This window comes from Streptomyces sp. NPDC059010 (assembly GCF_042740355.1).
In the GTDB taxonomy this organism is placed as follows: domain Bacteria; phylum Actinomycetota; class Actinomycetes; order Streptomycetales; family Streptomycetaceae; genus Streptomyces.
Map to the genome: position 1 here is coordinate 171,962 of NZ_JBHYJA010000005.1, position 19,548 is coordinate 191,509.

Consider the following 19,548-nt stretch of genomic DNA (forward strand, 5'->3'; position numbering starts at 1 on the left):
CCATGGCCAACCCCTTCGACGACGACAGCGGCGTCTTCCGTGTCCTGGTCAACGACGAGGGCCAGCACTCCCTGTGGCCGGACTTCGTCCCCGTCCCCGACGGCTGGTCCTGCGTGCACGGCCCGGCCGACCGGGCCGCCTGCCTGGAGTACATCGAACGGCACTGGACGGACATGCGCCCGCGCAGCCTCGCCGAGGCCATGCGCCGGGCCGAGGGCTGATGGCCGGCCGCCCGGCCGTGGAGGACGTCCTCCCCCTGTCGCCCATGCAGGAGGGGATGGTCTTCCACGCGCTGTACGACGAGCAGGGGCTCGACGTCTACACCGGCCAGATGACCCTCCGCCTCGACGGCCCGGTGGACCAGGAACGGATGGGCACGGCGGTCGCGCGGCTGCTCGTCCGGCACGCCAACCTGCGGGCCGCGTTCCGCACCCGGCGCTCCGGAAGCCCCGTCCAGGTGATCAGGAGCACGGTCAGGGCGCCCTGGCAGGTCACCGACCTGTCCGCCCTGCCGCCGGAGACACGCGAACCGGCCCTGGAGCGGCTGCTCGCCCAGGACCGTGCCGAGCGGTTCGACCTGGCCCGGCCACCGCTGCTGCGGTTCCGCCTGATCGCGCTCGACGCGCGCGACCACCGCCTGGTGATCTCCTCCCACCATCTGCTCTGGGACGGCTGGTCCGCGCCCGTCCTGGTCCGCGAACTCTTCCAGCTGTACGCCGCCGACGGCGACCCCGACGCCCTGCCCCGCGCACGGCCGTACCGCGACTACCTGGCCTGGCTGGCACGACAGGACCGGGCGGCCGCCGAGCGTTCATGGCAGGTCGCGCTGGCAGGACTTGACGATCCGTCATTGATCGCGCCGGATGCCCGGGACCTGCCCGCCGAGGAGCCCGAGAGGCTGGTACGGGAACTCTCCGAGCGGGACACCGAGGCCCTCACCGCCACCGCCCGGGCCCACGGTCTCACCGTCAGCACCGTGCTCCAGGGCCTGTGGGCCGTGCTGCTCGGCAGACTCACCGGCCGCACGGACGTCGTCCTCGGCGCCACCGTCTCCGGGCGCGACGCCGACGTCCCCGGCATCGAGTCGATGGTCGGCCTCTTCATCAACACCCTGCCGGTCCGCGTACGGTTACGCCCCGCCGAAACCCTCGCCGACCTGCTGACCCGCCTCCAGTCCGAGCAGTCCGCCCTCCTCGACCACCGGCACCTCGGCCTCGCCGACATCCAGCGCGCCGCCGGACACACCGCCCTGTTCGACACCCTGGTCGTCTTCGAGAGCTACCCCATCGACGACGACGGCATCGCCCGCGCCCTCGGGGCCGACGGCCTGCGCATGACGGATGTCTCGGTCCATGACGCCACGCACTACCCGCTGACCCTCACCGCGTTGCCCGGCACCCGGCTGACGCTGACCTTCAGCCATCGGCCGAGCGTGTTGGACCGTGCTGCCGTGACCCACATCGCGTCCCAACTGGACCTGCTGGTCCGGGACTTCACCGAACGGCCCGAGACCCCCGTGGCCCGGCTCGGCCCGCCGCCCCAGGCACACGAGCCGGACGCCCGAAACGAGCAACCCCTCCCGCACCTCACGGTCCGCGAACTGTTCGAGGACCAGGCGGCCCACACCCCCGACGCCCCCGCCGTCCTCCACGACGACACCACCCTGACCTTCACCGAACTCGACGCCCGCGCCGACCGATTGGCGGCTGCCCTGACCGCACGGGGCACCGGCCCGGAGTCCGTCGTCGCCGTGGCCCTGCCCCGCAGCCCCGACCTGGTCACCGCGCTCCTCGCGGTACTGAAGGCCGGAGCGGCCTGTATGCCGATCGACCCGGGCTACCCGCCGGACCGCATCGCGCTGATGCTGGACGACGCACAGCCCCGACTGGTGATCTGCGATCCACCCACGGCCCAACAGCTCGGCGTCGACCGGGAGTTGGTGTGCCCGCCGGACGCGGAGGCAGCCGTACGAGAACGACCGCCGCTGTCTCCCGACCACCCGGCGTACGTCATCTTCACCTCGGGCTCCACCGGCCGCCCCAAGGGGGTGATCGGAACCCAGCGGGCGCTGGCCAACCGGCTCCGCTGGGGCCGGGAGCTGGGGGACGCCGGACGCGGTGTCCGCGTCTCGAAGAGCCCGCTGAGCTTCATCGACGGCCTCACCGAACTGCTCGGCGCCCTCGTCGCCGGCGAAGCGGTGGCACTCGCCGACGACGAGGCGACCGGCGACCCGACGGCCCTCGCCGCACTGGCCGACCGCCACCGGGCCACCCTCCTCACCGCGGTCCCCAGCCTCTACACCACCCTCGTCGAATCCGCCCCGCCGGACGCCTTCGCCTCCGTCCGCACCTGGATCTCCAGCGGCGAACCCCTCCCCGGCGAACTCGCCGAGGCGATCACCCGGCGCTGGCCACACGCGCGACTGGTCAACCTCTACGGCTGCTCCGAGGCGGCCGGCGACAGCCTCGTCCAGGTCCACGACGGCGGCGAAGGCCCCGTGCCGCTCGGACAGCCGATCGCGCACACCCGCGCCCACGTCCTCGACCCGTTCCTGCACCCGTCGCCCGTCGGCGCGGTCGGCGAGCTGTACCTGGCTGGAGCAGGTCTGGCCCGCGGCTACCTCAACCAACCGGGCCGCACCGCCGAACGGTTCGTAGCAGACCCCTTCGGCCCGTCGGGCAGCCGCCTCTACCGCACCGGCGATCTGGCGAGGCTGCGGGCCGACGGCACGGTGGAGTTCCTCGGCCGGGCCGACGACCAGGTCAAGGTCAGGGGCTTCAGGATCGAACCCGGCGAGATCGAGGCGGCGATACGGGCGCTGCCGGATGTCGGCAGGGCCGCGGTCGTGGTCCGGGAGGACGGCTCGGCCCCACGACGCCTGGTCGCCTACGTCACCGCGGCCCCCGGCACCGACCTCGACCCCCTCACCCTGCGGCGCGCCCTCGCCGAGCGGCTGCCCGCCCACCTCGTCCCGTCGGCCGTGGTGGTGCTGGACGACCTGCCGCGCACCCCCAGCGGCAAACTCGACCGACGCGCCCTGCCCGCCCCCGACTTCACGGAGACATCCGCCTTCGAACCACCGCGCACCGAACCGGAGAAGGTGCTGTGCGGGCTGTTCGCGGAGGTGCTCGGGCTGGAACGGGTCGGCGTCCACGACGACTTCTTCGAACGCGGCGGCGACAGCATCGTCTCGGTCCGCCTGGCCGACCGCGCCCGCAGAGCCGGACTCGCCCTGTCGCCGCGGGACGTGTTCACCCACCGCACCCCGGCCGGGCTCGCCCGGGCCCTGCCCGACGAAACCGGCCCCGCGCCCGAGGAGTTCACTCCGACCGGCGCCCCACTGGTGTCACTCAGCCAGTCGCAGCTCGACAAGGTCAAGGCGAGGTGGAGGACTCGATGAGCAAGACACCCGGGGACGACGGTTCCCTGGTCGAGGACGTTCTGCCGCTCTCCCCGCTCCAGCAGGGCCTGCTGTTCCACGCCCTGTTCGACGAGGGCGCCCAGGACGTCTACACCATGCAGTCCCTGGTGGAGATCGAGGGCCCCCTGCGCCCCGCACTGCTGCGCACCGCCGCCGAGGAACTCTTCGCCCGGCACGCCGGCCTGCGCAGCGCCTTCCTGCACGAGGACCTGGACGAACCGGTGCAGGTGGTGCTCAAACAGGTACCCGTGAACTGGGCCGAGGAGGACGGCGACCCCGCCGCCCTGATCGCCGCGGACGCAGCCGCCCGCTTCGACCTCACCGACCCACCCCTGCTGCGCCTGACACTCGTGCGCCGGGGCGCCGACCGCTGGCTCCTGATCCTCACCAACCACCACCTCCTGCTGGACGGTTGGTCCATCCCCCTCCTGGTCCGCGAACTCCTCCAGCTCTACGCCGCCCGGCTCGCCCCCGGCACGACGGCCCCGCTGCCCGCCGTACGGCCGTACCGGGACTTCCTCGCCTGGCTGGCCTCCCGCGACCGCGAAGCCTCCGCCGAGGCCTGGCGCACGGCGCTGGCCGGCGCGGCACCGACGGTCCTGGCGCCGTCGTCCGCCGGGCTGGTCCCGGTACCGCCCGAGCTGCATACCCTGCGGTTGACCGAAGAACTGACCGGACGGGTACAGGAGTTCGCGCGGAGCAGGGGCATCACCGTCAACACGGTCGTGCAGGGCCTCTGGGCGCTGCTGCTGGCCCGGCTGACCGGCCGGGACGACATCGTCTTCGGCGCGACGGTGGCCGGACGGCCCGCCGAACTCGCCGGGACGGAGTCCATGATCGGCCTGTTCATCAACACGGTGCCGGTCCGGGCGACCGTACCGCCGGCCGAACGGGCGGGCGACTTCCTGCGCCGACTGCAGGACGAGCAGTCACGCCTGATGGACCACCAGCACCTGGGCCTCACCGAGATCCAGCGCCTCGCCGGCGCGGGCGACCTCTTCGACACTCTGCTGGTCTTCGAGAACTACCCCATCGACGAGACCGCGGTGGCCGAGGCCGAGGCATCCGCCGGTCTGCGCATTGTCGACGTGAAGGGCTCAGGGGCTACCCATTACCCCCTGACCCTGGCCGTACTGGCCGAACGCCGGCTGGGCGTCGTCTTCGAGTTCCGCCCCGACTGCTACGAGCGTGCGGCGGTGGAGAGGCTGGCGGGCCGCTTCGAGCGCCTGCTCCTGGCGGTGCTGGCCGCCCCCGACGTCCCCTTGGCCCGCCTGGACGTCCTCGCCCCCGAGGAGCGGACGGCGCTGCTGGCGGGCGGGGCGGGGGAGCGGCTGCCGGTGCCGTACCGCACGATGCCGGAGGTGTTCGAGGCGCAGGCGGCGCGCACGCCGGACGCGGTGGCGGTGGTCGGGGACGGCCGGAGTCTGACGTTCGAGCAACTGAACAGCGCCGCGAACCAACTCGCCCGGCATCTGGTGGAGTTGGGAGCCGGACCGGAGCAGATCGTGGCCTTCGCCCTGCCTCCGACGCCGGACATCATGATCGCACTCCTGGCGATCCAGAAGGCGGGCGCGGCCTATCTGCCCCTGGATCCGGCATGGCCGGAGGAGCGGATCGCCGGGATGCTGGCGGATGCGAGCCCGGTGGCGCTCATAACAACGTCGACCGCAACGCCCCCAAAGGGGCGCGGGGCCGCGACATATGCGGCTCCGCCGCGTGGGCGCGACCAGCCACGGACAACCGGTAGCCGCCATCCGGCAGCGCCCCCCGACCGCTCAGTGCTTCTCGACGCCCCCGACACGCGACAGCGCCTCGCGCACACACCCGCCTCCAACCTCACCGACACCGACCGCCACCATCCCCTCCTCCCCGAACACCCCGCCTACGTCATCCACACCTCCGGCTCCACCGGCCGCCCCAAAGCCGTAGTCGTCCCCCAGCGAGCCATCACCAACCTCTTCACGGCCCACAACACCGCCCTGCACAACCCCGCCTCCAAGGCCACCGGCGGACGCCCCCTCCGCATCGGCCACGCCTGGCCCATCGCCTTCGACGCCTCCTGGCAGCCCATGCTGTGGATGTTCGCCGGCCACGAACTGCACATGGTCCCCGAGGACGTCCGCCGCGACCCCGCAGCCCTGCGGGACTTCCTGGCCAGGCACGCCATCGAGTTCATCGAGCTGTCCCCGTCGCTGCTCGGCGAGCTGGTCGCCCAAGGGAGTGACTGGCAGGCCGAGTTGAAGGTCATCGGCGTCGGCGGCGAGGCCGTACCGCCCGACCTCTGGCGCACCCTGCGCGACACCGACGGACTCGCCGCGCACAACCTCTACGGCCCCACCGAATGCACCGTCGACTCGGCCGACTGCGACCTCGCCCGCACCGACCACCCCGCCATCGGCCGCCCCGTGGCAGGCGGCACCCTCTACATCCTGGACGGACACCTCAACCCCGTCCCCGTCGGAGTCGAGGGCGAGCTGTACGTGGCGGGCGCCGGCCTGGCCCGCGGCTACCTCGGCCAACCGGCGGCCACCGCGAGCCGTTTCGTCGCCGACCCCTTCTCCGGCGCCCCCGGCGCACGCATGTACCGCACCGGCGACATCGCCCGCTGGACCGAGGACGGCCTGGTGGAGTGCCTGGGCCGGGTCGACGACCAGGTCAAGATCAGGGGCTACCGGATCGAACCCGGCGAGATCGAGGCGGTCCTGCTGGAGCACGACCTCGTCGAGCGAGCGGCGGTCGTCGTCCGCGAAGACGCCCCAGGGGTACGGCGGCTGGTCGCCTACGTCGTCCTGTCCGCACCGCCCACCGAGGAGGTCGCGGAGTTGCTGCGCCGGGCCGTGTCCGCCGTACTGCCCGACTACATGGTGCCGTCGGCCTTCGTCCCCGTGGACGGCTTCCCGCTCACCCTCAACGGCAAGCTGGACACCGCCGCCCTTCCGGCGCCGACCCGGTCCGCGGGGCCGGCCGCGCAGCCGCCCCGGAACCCGGCCGAGGAGCGGCTCGCCCTCCTGTTCGCGGATGTGCTGGGGCTGGACTCGGTCGGGGTGCACGACAGCTTCTTCGCCCTCGGCGGCGACAGCATCGTGTCGATGCGGCTGGTCAGCCAGGCAAGGGCGGCCGGGTTCACGATCTCGCCGCGGGACGTGTTCGAACGGCCCACGATCGCCGAGCTCGCGGAACTCGCCGAACTCGCTGAATGGGCGGGCACCGGCGCATCCCGCACCGGCACCACAGAACACCGGACCTCCGACCCCTCCGCCGGCACCGGCGACATACCCCTCACCCCCATCCTGACCTGGCTCACCGAGCAGGGCGGCCCCTTCCGCGCCTTCAGCCAGGCCCGCTTCCTGCGCACCCCGCCCGGCATGGACCTCGACGGCCTGCAGCGCACCGTCCAGTCCGTCCTGGACCGGCACGACCTGCTGCGCTCCAGCTTCGCCCGGGCAGCGGACGGGACCTGGCGTTTCCATGCCGCGCCCGCAGGCACGGCCCGCGCAGCCGACCACGTACGCCGGATCGATGCCGAGCGCCTGGAGCACACGGCGATCGGCACGCTGGTGCCGGAGGCGATGGACGAGCTGGTGGCCGAGCTCGATCCGGCGGCCGGGGTGATGGCGAGGTTCCTGTGGTTCGACGCCGGCGGCGGTCGCGAGGGGCGGCTCCTCGTCGTGCTGCACCACCTGGTGGCCGACGCGGCGTCCTGGGGGGTCCTGGTCGCAGACCTGGCCGCCGCCTGGGAGGGCAGGGACCCGTCACCCGTCGGCACCTCCTTCCGTGAGTGGGCGCGGGCGCTTCAGGAACTGGCACCGACCCGCTCGGCCGAACTCGCCTACTGGAAGGGCGTACTGGACCGGCCCGAACCGCCCTTGGGAGCCGGCCCCCTGGACCCCGCCCGGGACACCAGGGCCACCCTCCACAGGCACTGGACCACGCTGGGCGCGGAGCACACCGCAACCCTGACCACGGCCGGCGTCCAGGAAGTGCTGCTGACCGCGCTGGCCCTCGCCGTACCGTCCTGGCGGGGCGGCCCCGACCCCTCGGTCCTGATCGCCCTGGAGGGCCACGGCCGCGAGGAGCACCTCCTCCCCGGCGCCGACCTCACCGGCACCCTCGGCTGGTTCACCAGCGTCTTCCCGGTCCGGCTCGACCCCGGCGCCACGGACCACGTACGCCGCGTCCGCGACCAGCTGAGCGCCGTTCCCGACAAGGGAATCGGCTACGGCCTGCTCCGCCACCTCAACCCGGAGACCGCCCCGCAACTCGCCCAACTGGCCGATCCCCAGATCCAGTTCAACTACCTGGGCCGGATGACGATGGGCGAGCGCCGCGACACCGCCGTGTTCACCAGCGCCCCCGAGACGGGTGCCATGGGCAGCGGAGCCGACCCCGCCATGCCCGCCCCCTACGCCCTCGTCGTCGACGCGGTGATCAGCGGGACGGAACTCTCGGTGTGCTGGCAGTGGCCGGAACGGCTGTTCACACAGGCCGATATCGAGCGGCTGGCCGCGCTGTGGACCACGTCCCTCGAACTGCTCCTGAAAGGCGGAGACCAGTGACGCAGACCCCCGCCGCCGACCTCGCCGCACGCAAGCGCGAACTCCTGCGCCGCAGGCTGGAGAGCGCCGGTCTGGCCGACGCGGCCACCCACACCGAGCGCATCCCGCCCCGGCCCGCGGACACGGCCCGGCTGCCGCTGTCGTACGCCCAGTCCAGGATGTGGCTGCTTCAGCAGCTCGACCCGGCCAGCCCCGCCTACAACGTCTGCCTCGCCATCCGCCTGCGCGGCCCGCTCGACCCGACGGCCCTGCGCACGGCCCTCCAAGGGCTGCTCGACCGGCACGAGATACTCCGCACCCGCTACCCGGCCACCGCCGACGGCACCCCGGAGCAGATCGTGGACGCCGGGGCCGAGGTGGAGTTCGCCACGGCCGACCTGCGCGGTCAGGCAGGGGAGGAGCAGGAGCGCAGGGCGGCGGAACTGGCCCGGACCGCCTCGGCGACGCCCTTCGACCTCGCCGCCGACCACCCACTGCGCGCGTTGCTGGTCCGGCGCGCGGAGCAGGACCACACCCTTGTCCTGACCGTGCATCACATCGCCTGGGACGGAGGGACGTTCAACGCCCTCTCCCGCGACCTGACCGCCCTCTACCGCGCGGCCGTCAACGGCGATCCCGCACCGCTGCTCGATCAACTGCCCCTCCAGTACGGCGACTTCGCGCACTGGCAGCGCACCACCTGGACGGACGAGCGACTCTCCGACCACCTCGACCACTGGCGCACCACGCTGGTACCCGAGCCGCGCCCCCTCTCCCTGCCCACCGACGCCCCACGCACCGCCCGCCCCACCGCGCACGGCGACCGCCGCTTCCACACCTTCGCCCCCGACGTCACCGACCGGCTCACCGCCTTCGCGCGGGGTGCGGGCGCGACGCCCTTCATGGTGCTGTTCGCCGCTCTGGCCGCCCTGCTGCACCGCACCACGGGCGCCACCGACATCCCCATCGGCTCGGCCGTCATGAACCGCGACCTGCCCGGCCTCGAAAAGCTGATCGGCAACTTCGGCAACACCCTCGCCCTGCGCGCCGATCTCGACGGCGATCCCGGCTTCGGCGAACTGGTCGAGCGGGTCAAGCAGGTGTGCACGGACGGCTACGCCCACCAGGACATGCCGTTCGACAAACTGGTGGAGCGACTGAAGCCGGAACGGCAGCCCGGCCGGTCCGTCTACTTCGACGTCATGCTGCTCTTCCTCACCCAGGGGCTCGAAGGACCGCGGCTTCCGGGCGTGACCGCCGAGTGGGAGACCGTCCACAACGACACCACCCAGTTCGACCTGTCCCTGGAGGCCTTCCTCACCGGCGGCCGCCTGCGGATCGAGGCCACCTACCGCAGCGGCCTCTTCACCCCGGACACCGTCGACCGGCTGCTCCGGCACCTGGAGACGCTCCTCGCCGCGGCCCTCACCGACCCCGAACTCGCCCTCTCCCGGCTGCCGTTGATGACGGAGGCCGAGGAGCGCCGGGTCCTGTCGGACTGGAACGCCACCGACCACCCCGTCCCCGCCACCCATCTGCCCGACCTCCTCGGCCGGCAGGCCGCACGCACTCCCGGCGCCCCGGCCCTCATCGCCGACGACGGCTCGCCCGTCCTCGACCACGCCACCCTGCACGCCCGCGCCAACCGCCTGGCCCGGCTGCTGGTCTCCCACGGCGTGGGCCCCGAGCACCTCGTGGGTGTGGCCCTGGACCGCGGAACCGACCTGGTGGTGGCGTTGCTCGCGGTGCTGAAGGCGGGCGCGGCGTATGTGCCGTTGGACACCGGCTACCCGGCCGAGCGACTGGCGTTCATGGTGCAGGACGCCGAACCGACGCTCGTCCTGACCGCCACGGACACGGCCCGCGTACTGCCGTCCGGAGTCCCCCTCCTCCTGATCGACACGGACACCTCCGCCTTCGACTCCGCGGAGCTCACCGACGAGGACCGGCTGCGGCCCCTGCGGCCCGAGCACCCCGCCTACGTCATTCACACCTCCGGCTCCACCGGCCGCCCCAAGGGGGCCGTCGTCCCGCACGCCGGGATCGTCAACAGGCTGCTGTGGATGCAGGAGACGTACGGACTCGGCCCCGGGGACCGTGTGCTGCAGAAGACGCCGGCCAGTTTCGACGTCTCCGTCTGGGAGTTCTTCTGGCCGCTGATCACCGGCGCCGTGCTGGTGCTCGCCCGGCCCGGCGGCCACCGCGACCCCGGCTACCTCGCCGAGCTGATCCGCGACCGGCGCGTCACCACCGTGCACTTCGTGCCCTCGATGCTGCGTGTGTTCCTCGACGACCCCGCCGCCGGGCAGGCGCGCGGCATCCTGCGCAGAATCGTGTGCAGCGGCGAGGCCCTTCCCGCCGAACTCGCCGAGCGCTGCGCCGAGTCGCTGCCCGGAACCGAACTGCACAACCTGTACGGCCCCACCGAGGCCGCCGTCGACGTCACCGCCTGGCCGTGCGCCGACGGGACGCGGTCCGCCGCCGGTTCCGTGCCGATCGGCCGCCCGGTGTGGAACACCCGCACCCTCGTGCTGGACGCCGCCCTCCGCCCCGTACCGCCCGGCGTCCCCGGCGAGCTCTACCTCGGCGGCGCCCAGCTGGCCCGCGGCTATCTGCGCCGGCCCGGCCTCACGGCCGACCGTTTCGTCGCCGACCCGTACGGCCCGCCCGGCACCCGCCTCTACCGCACCGGCGACCTGGTCCGCTGGACCGCGCACGGGGCGCTGGAATTCCTCGGCCGCTCCGACGACCAGGTCAAGATCCGCGGCTTCCGCGTCGAGCCGGGCGAGACCGAGGCCGCCGTGGCCGCCCTGCCCGGCGTGTCCCAGGCGGCGGTGACGGTACGTCAGGACCAGCCGGGCGAGCCGAGGCTGGTGGCGTACGCCGTGCCCCACCCCGGCGCCGCACTGGAACCGCTGCGGGCCAGGCAGGACCTCAAGGCCACGCTCCCCGAACACCTGCTGCCCGCCGCGGTCGTCGTCCTCGACGCCCTGCCGCTGACCCCCAACGGCAAACTCGACCGCGCGGCCCTGCCCGCCCCCGACCTCTCCGGCCTCACCACCGCCACCGCCCCCCGCACCGGGGCGGAGGCGACCCTGTGCGCGCTCTTCGCCGACCTGCTCGGCCTGCCCACCGTCGGCATCCACGACGAGTTCTTCACCCTCGGCGGCCACTCCGTGCTGGCCACCCGCCTGGTCGCCCGCATCCGGGCCGAGCTGGGAGCCGTCGTCCCCCTGCGCGCCGTGTTCGACACCCCGACCGTGGCCGCCCTCGCCCCGCTCCTGGCAGCCCCGGCCGCCGAACGACGCCCCGCGCTGCGGCCGGCCCGGCGCCCCGACCCGGTCCCGCTGTCCTCCGCGCAGGCCAGGCTGTGGTTCCTGTACCGGCTGGAAGGGCCGAGCCCGACCTACAACATCCACACCGCCGTACGCCTCACCGGACCGCTCGACAGCGATGCGCTGCGCGCCGCCCTCGATGACGTCGTGGCCCGTCACGAGGCCCTGCGCACGGTCTTCCCGGACGACGACGGCACCCCGTACCAGCGGATCCTGACGGACGCGTCCGTGCCGTTCGAGATGGTGCCGACCGGGGCCGGTGCCGGGGCTGGGGAACTCTACGCGCTGCTGCGTGAGGCCGCCGCGTACTCCTTCGCGCTGGACACCGAGATTCCCGTACGAGCCACGCTGTACGCCCTGGCCCCCGAGGAGCACGTCCTGCTCCTCCTCGTCCATCACATCGCGACCGACGGCTGGTCGGCGGAGCCGATGCTGCGGGACCTGGAGACGGCCTACGCGGCGAGGGCGCGAGGCGACCGGCCCGCATGGCCGCCGCTCGCCGTTCAGTACGCCGACCACACGCTGTGGCAGCGGCAGTTGCTCGGAGAAGAGGGCGGGGCGGCCGAGGCCGAACTCGATTACTGGGCACGGCAGTTGGAGGGCCTACCGGAGGAACTCCAGCTGCCCGTCGACCGGCCTCGACCGGCCGTCGCCGGGTACCGGGCCGGTGCCGTGGACTTCGACCTCGGCCCGGACGTCCACGACGCGCTGCGGGACCTCGCCGCGGAAGCCGGCGGCACCGTCTTCATGGCGCTCCAGGCCGCCCTCGCGGTTCTGCTCGGCCGACTCGGCGCGGGGGACGACATCCCCATCGGAACGCCGGTCGCCGGACGGGGCGACGCGGCGCTCGACGACCTCGTGGGTCTCTTCGTCAACACGCTGGTGCTGCGCACCGACCTCTCCGGCGACCCGACCTTCCGTACCCTGCTCGCCCGGGTGCGCGAGACCGACGTGGACGCGTACGCCCACCAGGACGTCCCGTTCGAGCGGCTGGTGGACGCGCTCGCACCGGCCCGCTCGATGGGCCGGCATCCGCTCTTCCAGGTGATGCTCGCACATCAGCAAGCCCCGGACGAGACAAGGGACTTCGCGGGGCTGACGCTGCGCGAACTGCGCGTCGACCTCTACACGGCGAAGACCGACCTCGCCTTTCACGTCTTCGAACGGGCGGACGGCGGGGGCATCACCGGCTCGCTTGTCCACAGCAGCGACCTGTACGACCGTGAATCCGCCCAGGACATGGTCGAGCGGTTCGTGCGGCTGGTCGGCGAGCTGGCCCGGCACCCCGACCTGCCCGTTGCCCTGGCCGACGTCCTCACCCCGCGCGAGCGCGTCCGGATGCTGGGGGAGTGGAACGACACCGCCCACCCCATGCCCGCCACCACCCTGACCGCACTGGTGGAGGAACAGGCGGCGAAGACCCCTGACCTCACCGCCGTGGAGTACGGCATCGAGGGCGGTACCCGACTGACGTACGCCGAGCTCAACGCCCGCGCCAACGCCCTTGCCCGGCAGCTGACCTCACTCGGGGTCGGCCCCGAGCGCTGCGTCGGCATCCATCTGGAACGCTCGGTGGAGATGGTCGTAGGACTGCTCGCCGTGCTGAAGGCGGGCGGGGCGTTCGTGCCCCTGGAGCCGTCGTGGCCGGCGCGCCGGATCGTGGAGGTGAGCCGGAACGCGGCGCTGACGGCGGTGCTCGGGCGGCCGGGGAACGCAGCGGTGTTCGGGGCCGACGCCCCACCGTTCGTGGAAGTGCGCCTCGACGGTCCGCAGGAGACCGACAACCCGGCCGTCCCCGTCGATCCCGAGGGCCTCGCCTACGTCATCTACACCTCCGGCTCGACCGGCGTCCCCAAGGGGGCGATGATCCGGCACCGGGCCATCGCGCACCGGCTGTTGTGGCAGCGCGGGCTGCTCGGTTTCGGCACCGACGACGCGGCCCTGTTCAAGGCACCGCTCGGCTTCGACATCTCCATCAACGAGATCTTCCTGCCTCTGGTGAACGGCGGCCGCGTGGTGATCGCCGAACCCGGCGGCGAACGCGACGCCGACTATCTCCTCGACACCGTCGAACGCCACCGGGTCACCTTCACCTACCTCGTCTCCTCGATGCTCGACCTGCTCCTGGAGCTGGACGGCTTCGCCCGGCGGGCCCGCTCGCTCAGGCATGTGTGGTGCGGCGGCGAGGTGCTCACCCCCGAGCTGTTCGCCCGCTTCCGGGCCGCGAGCCCCGCGGTGATGTACCACGGGTACGGGCCGGCCGAGGCGACCATCGGCGTCAGCCACGTCGTCTACCGGACCGGTGCGATCCGCAGCGCCGTCTCCATCGGGCGTCCGAACGGCAACACGCGGTTGTACGTCCTGGACGACCGGCTCCAGCCCGTGCCGGTCGGCGTGCCCGGCGAGCTCTACGCCGGGGGCGTCTATCTCGGCCGCGGCTATGTGAACGACCCTCGCCGCACGGCCGACCACTGGGTGGCCGAACCGTTCGGCCCGCCCGGCGAACGGCTCTACCGCACCGGCGATCTGGTGCGGTGGCAGCGCGACGGCACCCTGGAGTTCCTCGGCCGGGCCGACAACCAGGTGAAGATCCGCGGTATGCGGGTCGAGCTGGAGGAGATCGAGGCGATCCTCGAACAGCATCCCGGCGTCCGACGCGGGGTCGTGGTGATCCGGGAGGACGCACCGGGCGTCAAGCAGCTCGCCGGGTACTACCTGGCCGCCGAGGAGCCGGGCGACCTGCACGGCTGGCTCCGGGAACGACTGCCCGAACACATGGTGCCGCGCACCCTGACCGCGTTGGACGCCTTCCCGCTGCTGCCCTCCGGCAAGGTCGACCGCGGCTCCCTGCCGGCGCCCGCGACCACGGCCCCGGCAGCGCCGGCCCGGGAGCCCGCCGACGAACGCGAGTGTCTGCTCTGCGAGTTGTTCGCCTCCGTCCTCGGGGTGGCCCGCGTCGACGTCGACGACAACTTCTTCGAGCTCGGCGGCGACAGCATCGTCTCCATCCGCCTGGTGACCCTGGCCCGCAAGGCCGGTCTCCTGCTCAGCCCCCGGCACGTGTTCCAGACGCCGACTCCGGCCGGGCTGGCCGCCGTGGCCACCGAGCGAACCGAGCCCGCCGGGCGCAGCGACACCGGCCTGGTGGAGGAGGCGGTCGGCGAGGCGGACCTGACCCCGGTCATGCACTGGACGGCGGGCCCGGACCTGTCCTACGACGGTCTCGCGCAGGCGGTCCTGCTCGTGACCCCGCCGGGGCTGACGTACGCCGTCGCCGTCGCCGTCCTCCAGGCGGTGCTGGACCGCCACGACATGCTCCGTGCCCGGCTGACGGACAAGTTGGTGGTGCCCGCCGAAGGAGCGGTGCGCGCCGGTGAGCTGCTGAGCCAGGTGCGGGACGCGGCAGTCGACGATCAGCTGGCCGCCGCCGTGGCCCGGCTCGATCCGGCGGCCGGGCGCATGCTCCAGGCCGTCTGGTTCACCGACTCGGGACGGCTGCTCCTCGTGGCCCATCACCTGGTGGTCGACGGTGTGTCCTGGCGGATCATCATGTCCGACCTCACGGAGGCCTGGCAGTCGGGCCGGGCCCTCCCGCGTGGCGGCACCCCCTTCCGCACCTGGAGCAGGCTCCTCGGCGAGGAGGCCCACCGGCCCGACCGGGTGCGTGAACTGGCCTGGTGGACACAGTCGTTGGACGGCGCGAGTCCGCTGATCGAGCGCACTCCCGACGCCGGCGCCGGGCTGCGGGAGCGGAGTCTGGTGCTCCCGCCCGGGATCACCGGGCCACTGCTGACCGAGGTGCCCGCCGCCTATCACGCCGCCGTCCCCGACGTCCTGCTCACCGCCCTGGCGCTCGCCGCCGCGTCCTGGGGGGAACGGCGCGGTGACCCGACCGGACGTTCGCTGCTGGTCGGCCTGGAGGGGCACGGGCGCGAGGAGGACATCGCCGAGGGCGTCGAACTGTCCGCCACGGTCGGCTGGTTCACCACGTTCCACCCGGTCGCCGTCGACCCCGGCCCGCTCGATGCCGGCGAGGCGCTCTCCGGCGGGCCCGCCGCGGGCATCGCGCTCAAGCGGATCAAGGAGCAACTGCGCGCCGTACCGGACCACGGCATCGGCTACGGCCTTCTGCGCCACCTCAACCCCGACACCGCACCCGCCCTGGAGAAGCTCCCGCAGCCACAGATCCTCTTCAACTACCTCGGCCGATTCACCGCGTCCGGCGCGACGGACGAGCCCTGGGAACTGGCCCCCGAGGCCCCCATGCTGCGCGTGCCCGCGCCGACCGCGTCCGTCGGCCTGGAGATCAACGCCGTCGCCGTCGAGGAGGCGGACGGCGTCCGGCTGCATGTCTCCGCGTCCTGGCCGGACGGCTTCCTGACCGAGCCCGAGGCGGCAGACCTGCTCGCCCTCTGGGAGCGCGCCCTGCACGGCCTCGCCCGGCACGCCGAGGACACCCCGGCGGGCGGTCTCACCCCGTCGGACCTGCCCCTGGTCGAACTGACCCAGGAAGACATCGACGACTTCGAGAACGACCTCGACGACTTCGAGAGCGGTCTCGACCAATCCGAGCACGATCTCGACGACTTCTGAGCCCATGGACGACTTCTGAGCCCCACGGACGACTTCGGAGGAACCGGTGACGCAGCACCACCCGACCGCGGACGAGCTGCTCCGTTCGGTCACCGACACACTCGGCTCGGAGGCACCGCCGAGCGAGGACGACAGCCTCATCGCCTGGGGCCTGGACTCGATCACCCTGATGAAGATCGCGGGCGGCTGGCGCAAGCGGGGCATCCGGGTCAGCTTCGCCGAACTGGCCAAGGAACCCACCCTGCGCGCCTGGCGTGAGCTGCTCGCGGCCCATGTCCCGGCCACCGCGCGGCCCGCCGAGCCCCCGGCCCCGCCACCGTCGCCCCCCGCGCCCGAACCCCGCGAGCCCTTCCCGCTGGCCGTGATGCAGCACGCGTACTGGATCGGCCGCGGCGACGAGACCACCCTCGGTGCGGTCGCGGCCCACCTCTACGTCGAGTTCGACGGCTCCGGCGTCGACCCCGACCGTCTCGACATGGCCGTACGCGCTCTCGCGGCCCGCCACGGCATGCTGCGCGCCCGCTTCACCGACGACGGCCGCCAGCAGATCCTGCCCGGCCTCACCGGGCCCGCGACGGTCGTCCACGATCTGCGCACCCTGGACGCCCGGACGGCGGCGGCCGGGCTGGAGGACGTCCGGCACTCCTCCTCGCACGCCCGTCTGGACATCGCGGCCGGGCAGGTCTTCTCCGTGCAGCTCTCCCTGCTGCCGGACGGCTCCAGCCGGCTGCACGTGGACGTCGACATGCTCGCCGCCGACGCTCTCAGCTACCGGGTCCTCCTCTCCGACCTGGCCAAGCTCTACGAGCACCCCGCCACCCCGCTCCCCCCGATCCGTACCAGCTACCCGGAGTACCTCGCGGAGCGCTCGGACGTACGGCGGCTGAGCCGGGAGCAGGCAGGGGAGTGGTGGCAGCGGCGTATCCCGCAGCTGCCCAGCGCCCCCGAACTGCCGCTGGTGCCCGAGGCGGAGCGCACGGATCCGACCCGGGTGACCCGCCGCCACCACTGGCTGCCGCCCGCCGAGAAGCGACGGCTGACCGCCCGCGCCCACCAGCACGGGCTCACCCCGGCCATGGCGGTGGCGACCGCCTTCTCCGAGGTCCTGGCCGCCTGGAGCGGACAGCCCCGCTTCCTGCTGAACGTGCCGATGTTCGACCGCAGGGGCTCCCACCCCGACGTCGACCTGCTCGTCGGCGACTTCACCAGCTCGGTGCTGCTCGACGTCGACCTGGCCGAACCGGGGTCGTTCACCGAGCACGCACGGCGCCTCCAGGACCGTATGCACACGGACGCGGCGCATGCCGACTACTCCGGCGTGGAAGTGCTGCGCGACCTGTCCCGGCTGGGCGGCGAACAGGTCCTCGCGCCCGTGGTGTTCACCAGCGCCCTCAACCTGGGTGAACTCTTCGACGCGGGCGTACGGCAGGCCTTCGGCAAGCCCGTCTGGATCATCTCCCAGGGGCCGCAGGTGCTTCTCGACGCCCAGGTGACCGAGGTCGACGGCGGGCTGCTGGTCAACTGGGACGTGCGGGAGGACGCCTTCCCGCCCGGCATGGTCGACGCGATGTTCACCGCCTTCCACGGGCTCGTCACCCGGCTCGGCACCGACGGCACGGTCTGGGAGCGGCCGGTGCCCGCGCTGCTGCCGCCCGGGCAGCCGGCGGTCCGCGCCAAGGCCAACGCCACCGACGGACCGCGCAGCCACCGGCTGCTGCACCAGGGCTTCTTCGCACGCGCCGCCGAGCGGCCGGACGCCCCCGCCCTGCTGTGGGGCGACGAAGGCGCCCTGTCCTACGGCGAGTTGGCCGACCGTGCGCTGCGGACCGGGGCAGCGCTGGTGGAGCGCGGCGTGCGCCCCGGCGACACGGTCGCGGTCAGCCTGCCCAAGGGGCCCGACCAGATCACCGCCGTACTGGGCGTCCTGGCCGCGGGCGCCGCCTATGTGCCGATCGGCGTCGAGCAGCCGCCCGCCCGGCGCGACCGTATCCGTGCCACCGCGGGCTTCCGCGTCGTGCTGACCGACGGACGCCCGGTCGAGGGTCTGGAGGCCCTGCCGGTCGCCGAGGCGGTGCGCACCGCGCCCCTGCCGGAACTGGTCGTGGTGGACGAGGAGCAGCCCGCCTATGTGCTCTTCACCTCCGGCTCCACCGGCGAGCCCAAGGGCGTCGAAGTGCCGCACCGGGCCGCCATGAACACCGTCGACGACCTCAACGACCGCTACGGCGTGGACACTTCGGACCGATGCCTCGCCCTGTCCGCCCTGGACTTCGACCTCTCCGTGTACGACATCTTCGGGCTGCTGAGCGCGGGCGGCGCCGTCGTGCTGGTGGACGAGGGCGACCGGCGTGAGGCGAGCCAGTGGGCCGACCTCGTGCGGACCCACGCGGTGACGGTCCTCAACTGCGTACCCCCGCTCCTCGACATGCTCCTCCTCGCCACCGCACCCGGCGAACTCACCGGTCTGCGGGCGGTGTTGCTCGGCGGCGACTGGGTGGGCACCGACCTGCCGGGGCGGCTCGCCGAGCGGGCGCCCGGCTGCCGGTTCACCGGGCTGGGCGGGACGACGGAGACCGCGATCCACTCCACCGTCTGCGAGGTGACGCAGGCTCAGGTGCCCGCGCACTGGCGGGCGGTGCCGTACGGCACGCCGTTGCGCAATGTCCGCTGCCGTGTGGTCGACGCCCATGGGCGGGACTGTCCGGACTGGGTGCCGGGCGAGCTGTGGATCGGCGGGGACGGGGTGGCGCTCGGGTACCGGGCCGATCCCGCACGTACGGCCGAGAAGTTCACCGAGGCGGACGGGCTGCGCTGGTATCGCACCGGGGACCTCGCGCGGTACTGGCCCGACGGCACCCTGGAGTTCCTCGGGCGCCGGGACCACCAGGTCAAGGTGCGCGGCTTCCGGATCGAGCTGGGCGAGGTGGAGGCGGCGCTCGCCGGGCACCCCGCCGTGCGGCGGGCCGTGGCCGGGCTGACCCGCGGGCAGGGCGTCCAGCTGGCGGCCGCGGTGGCCGCCGACGCGGGGACGGGCGAGGACCAGCTGCGGGAGTGGGCGCGGTCCGTGCTGCCGCCGCACATGGTCCCGGCCCGTATCGCCGTCGCCGCGGAACTGCCGCTCACCTCCAACGGCAAGCTCGACCGGCGCGCCGTACAGGAGCTGTGGCGGCTGGAGGAGGCGGAACGGCACCGGGCGCCCGGCACCGCCCTGGAGACGGTCGTGGCCCGCGTCTGGCAGGACGTCCTCGGCGTCGAACGCGTCGGCCTGGACGACGGCTTCTTCGCCCTCGGCGGCGACTCGGTGCTGGCCACCGTCATCGTCGGCCGGCTGCGCGAGGCGCTGGACACCTCGGTGGTCTCCGTACGCTCCCTCTTCGCGACCCTCACGGCCGGCGGCATGGCCAAGCGGCTCTCCGCCGAGGAGGACACTCCCGGGCGTCTCGAACAGGTCGCGGCGATCCATCTGGAGATCGAGGACATGTCGGCGGACGAGGTCGACTCCGCACTGCGCGAGGCGTGAGGAAGAAGGGAAAGGAAGGAGGGGTGGGGGGGCGCCAACGCCCCCCACCCCCCCAACACCCCCCCCCCCGCGGCCGCACGCGCGCGTATTTTAACCCGGGGCCCAGTTGTGCAGCGCCCCCCGGGTGACCCGCACCGACGGGCG

At 73.2% G+C, this 19,548-nt stretch carries 5 protein-coding genes; all 5 read left to right on the forward strand.

Annotation, left to right across the window (positions count from 1 at the left end; all coding sequences use genetic code 11):
- The first annotated feature begins 2 nt into the window (after positions 1 to 2).
- Genes ACFWYS_RS07085 through ACFWYS_RS07105 form a run of 5 tightly spaced genes read left to right on the forward strand, consistent with a single transcriptional unit; the run spans position 3 to position 19,404 of the window.
- Positions 3 to 221, forward strand: a complete 219-nt coding sequence (locus ACFWYS_RS07085; protein WP_384764509.1) for an MbtH family protein — start codon at positions 3 to 5, stop codon at positions 219 to 221.
- Positions 221 to 3,400: an amino acid adenylation domain-containing protein gene (locus ACFWYS_RS07090; protein ID WP_384764510.1), complete on the forward strand. Its 3,180-nt coding sequence runs from the start codon at positions 221 to 223 to the stop codon at positions 3,398 to 3,400. Before ACFWYS_RS07085 ends, ACFWYS_RS07090 begins: the two co-directional genes overlap by 1 nt.
- Positions 3,397 to 7,977, forward strand: coding sequence for an amino acid adenylation domain-containing protein (locus tag ACFWYS_RS07095; RefSeq protein WP_384764512.1), 4,581 nt, complete (start codon positions 3,397 to 3,399; stop codon positions 7,975 to 7,977). Before ACFWYS_RS07090 ends, ACFWYS_RS07095 begins: the two co-directional genes overlap by 4 nt.
- On the forward strand, positions 7,974 to 15,884 hold the full coding sequence (locus ACFWYS_RS07100) for an amino acid adenylation domain-containing protein (RefSeq protein WP_384764513.1): 7,911 nt from the start codon (positions 7,974 to 7,976) through the stop codon (positions 15,882 to 15,884). Before ACFWYS_RS07095 ends, ACFWYS_RS07100 begins: the two co-directional genes overlap by 4 nt.
- 46 nt (positions 15,885 to 15,930) lie before the next feature.
- On the forward strand, positions 15,931 to 19,404 hold the full coding sequence (locus tag ACFWYS_RS07105; RefSeq protein WP_384764515.1) for an amino acid adenylation domain-containing protein: 3,474 nt from the start codon (positions 15,931 to 15,933) through the stop codon (positions 19,402 to 19,404).
- Positions 19,405 to 19,548: the final 144 nt, after the last annotated feature.

Coding starts and splice junctions, on each gene's coding strand:
- ACFWYS_RS07090 (WP_384764510.1), top strand. CDS start 221: ATGGCCGGCCGCCCGGCCGTGGAGGACGTCCTCCCCCTGTCGCCCATG.
- ACFWYS_RS07095 (WP_384764512.1), top strand. CDS start 3,397: ATGAGCAAGACACCCGGGGACGACGGTTCCCTGGTCGAGGACGTTCTG.
- ACFWYS_RS07085 (WP_384764509.1), top strand. CDS start 3: ATGGCCAACCCCTTCGACGACGACAGCGGCGTCTTCCGTGTCCTGGTC.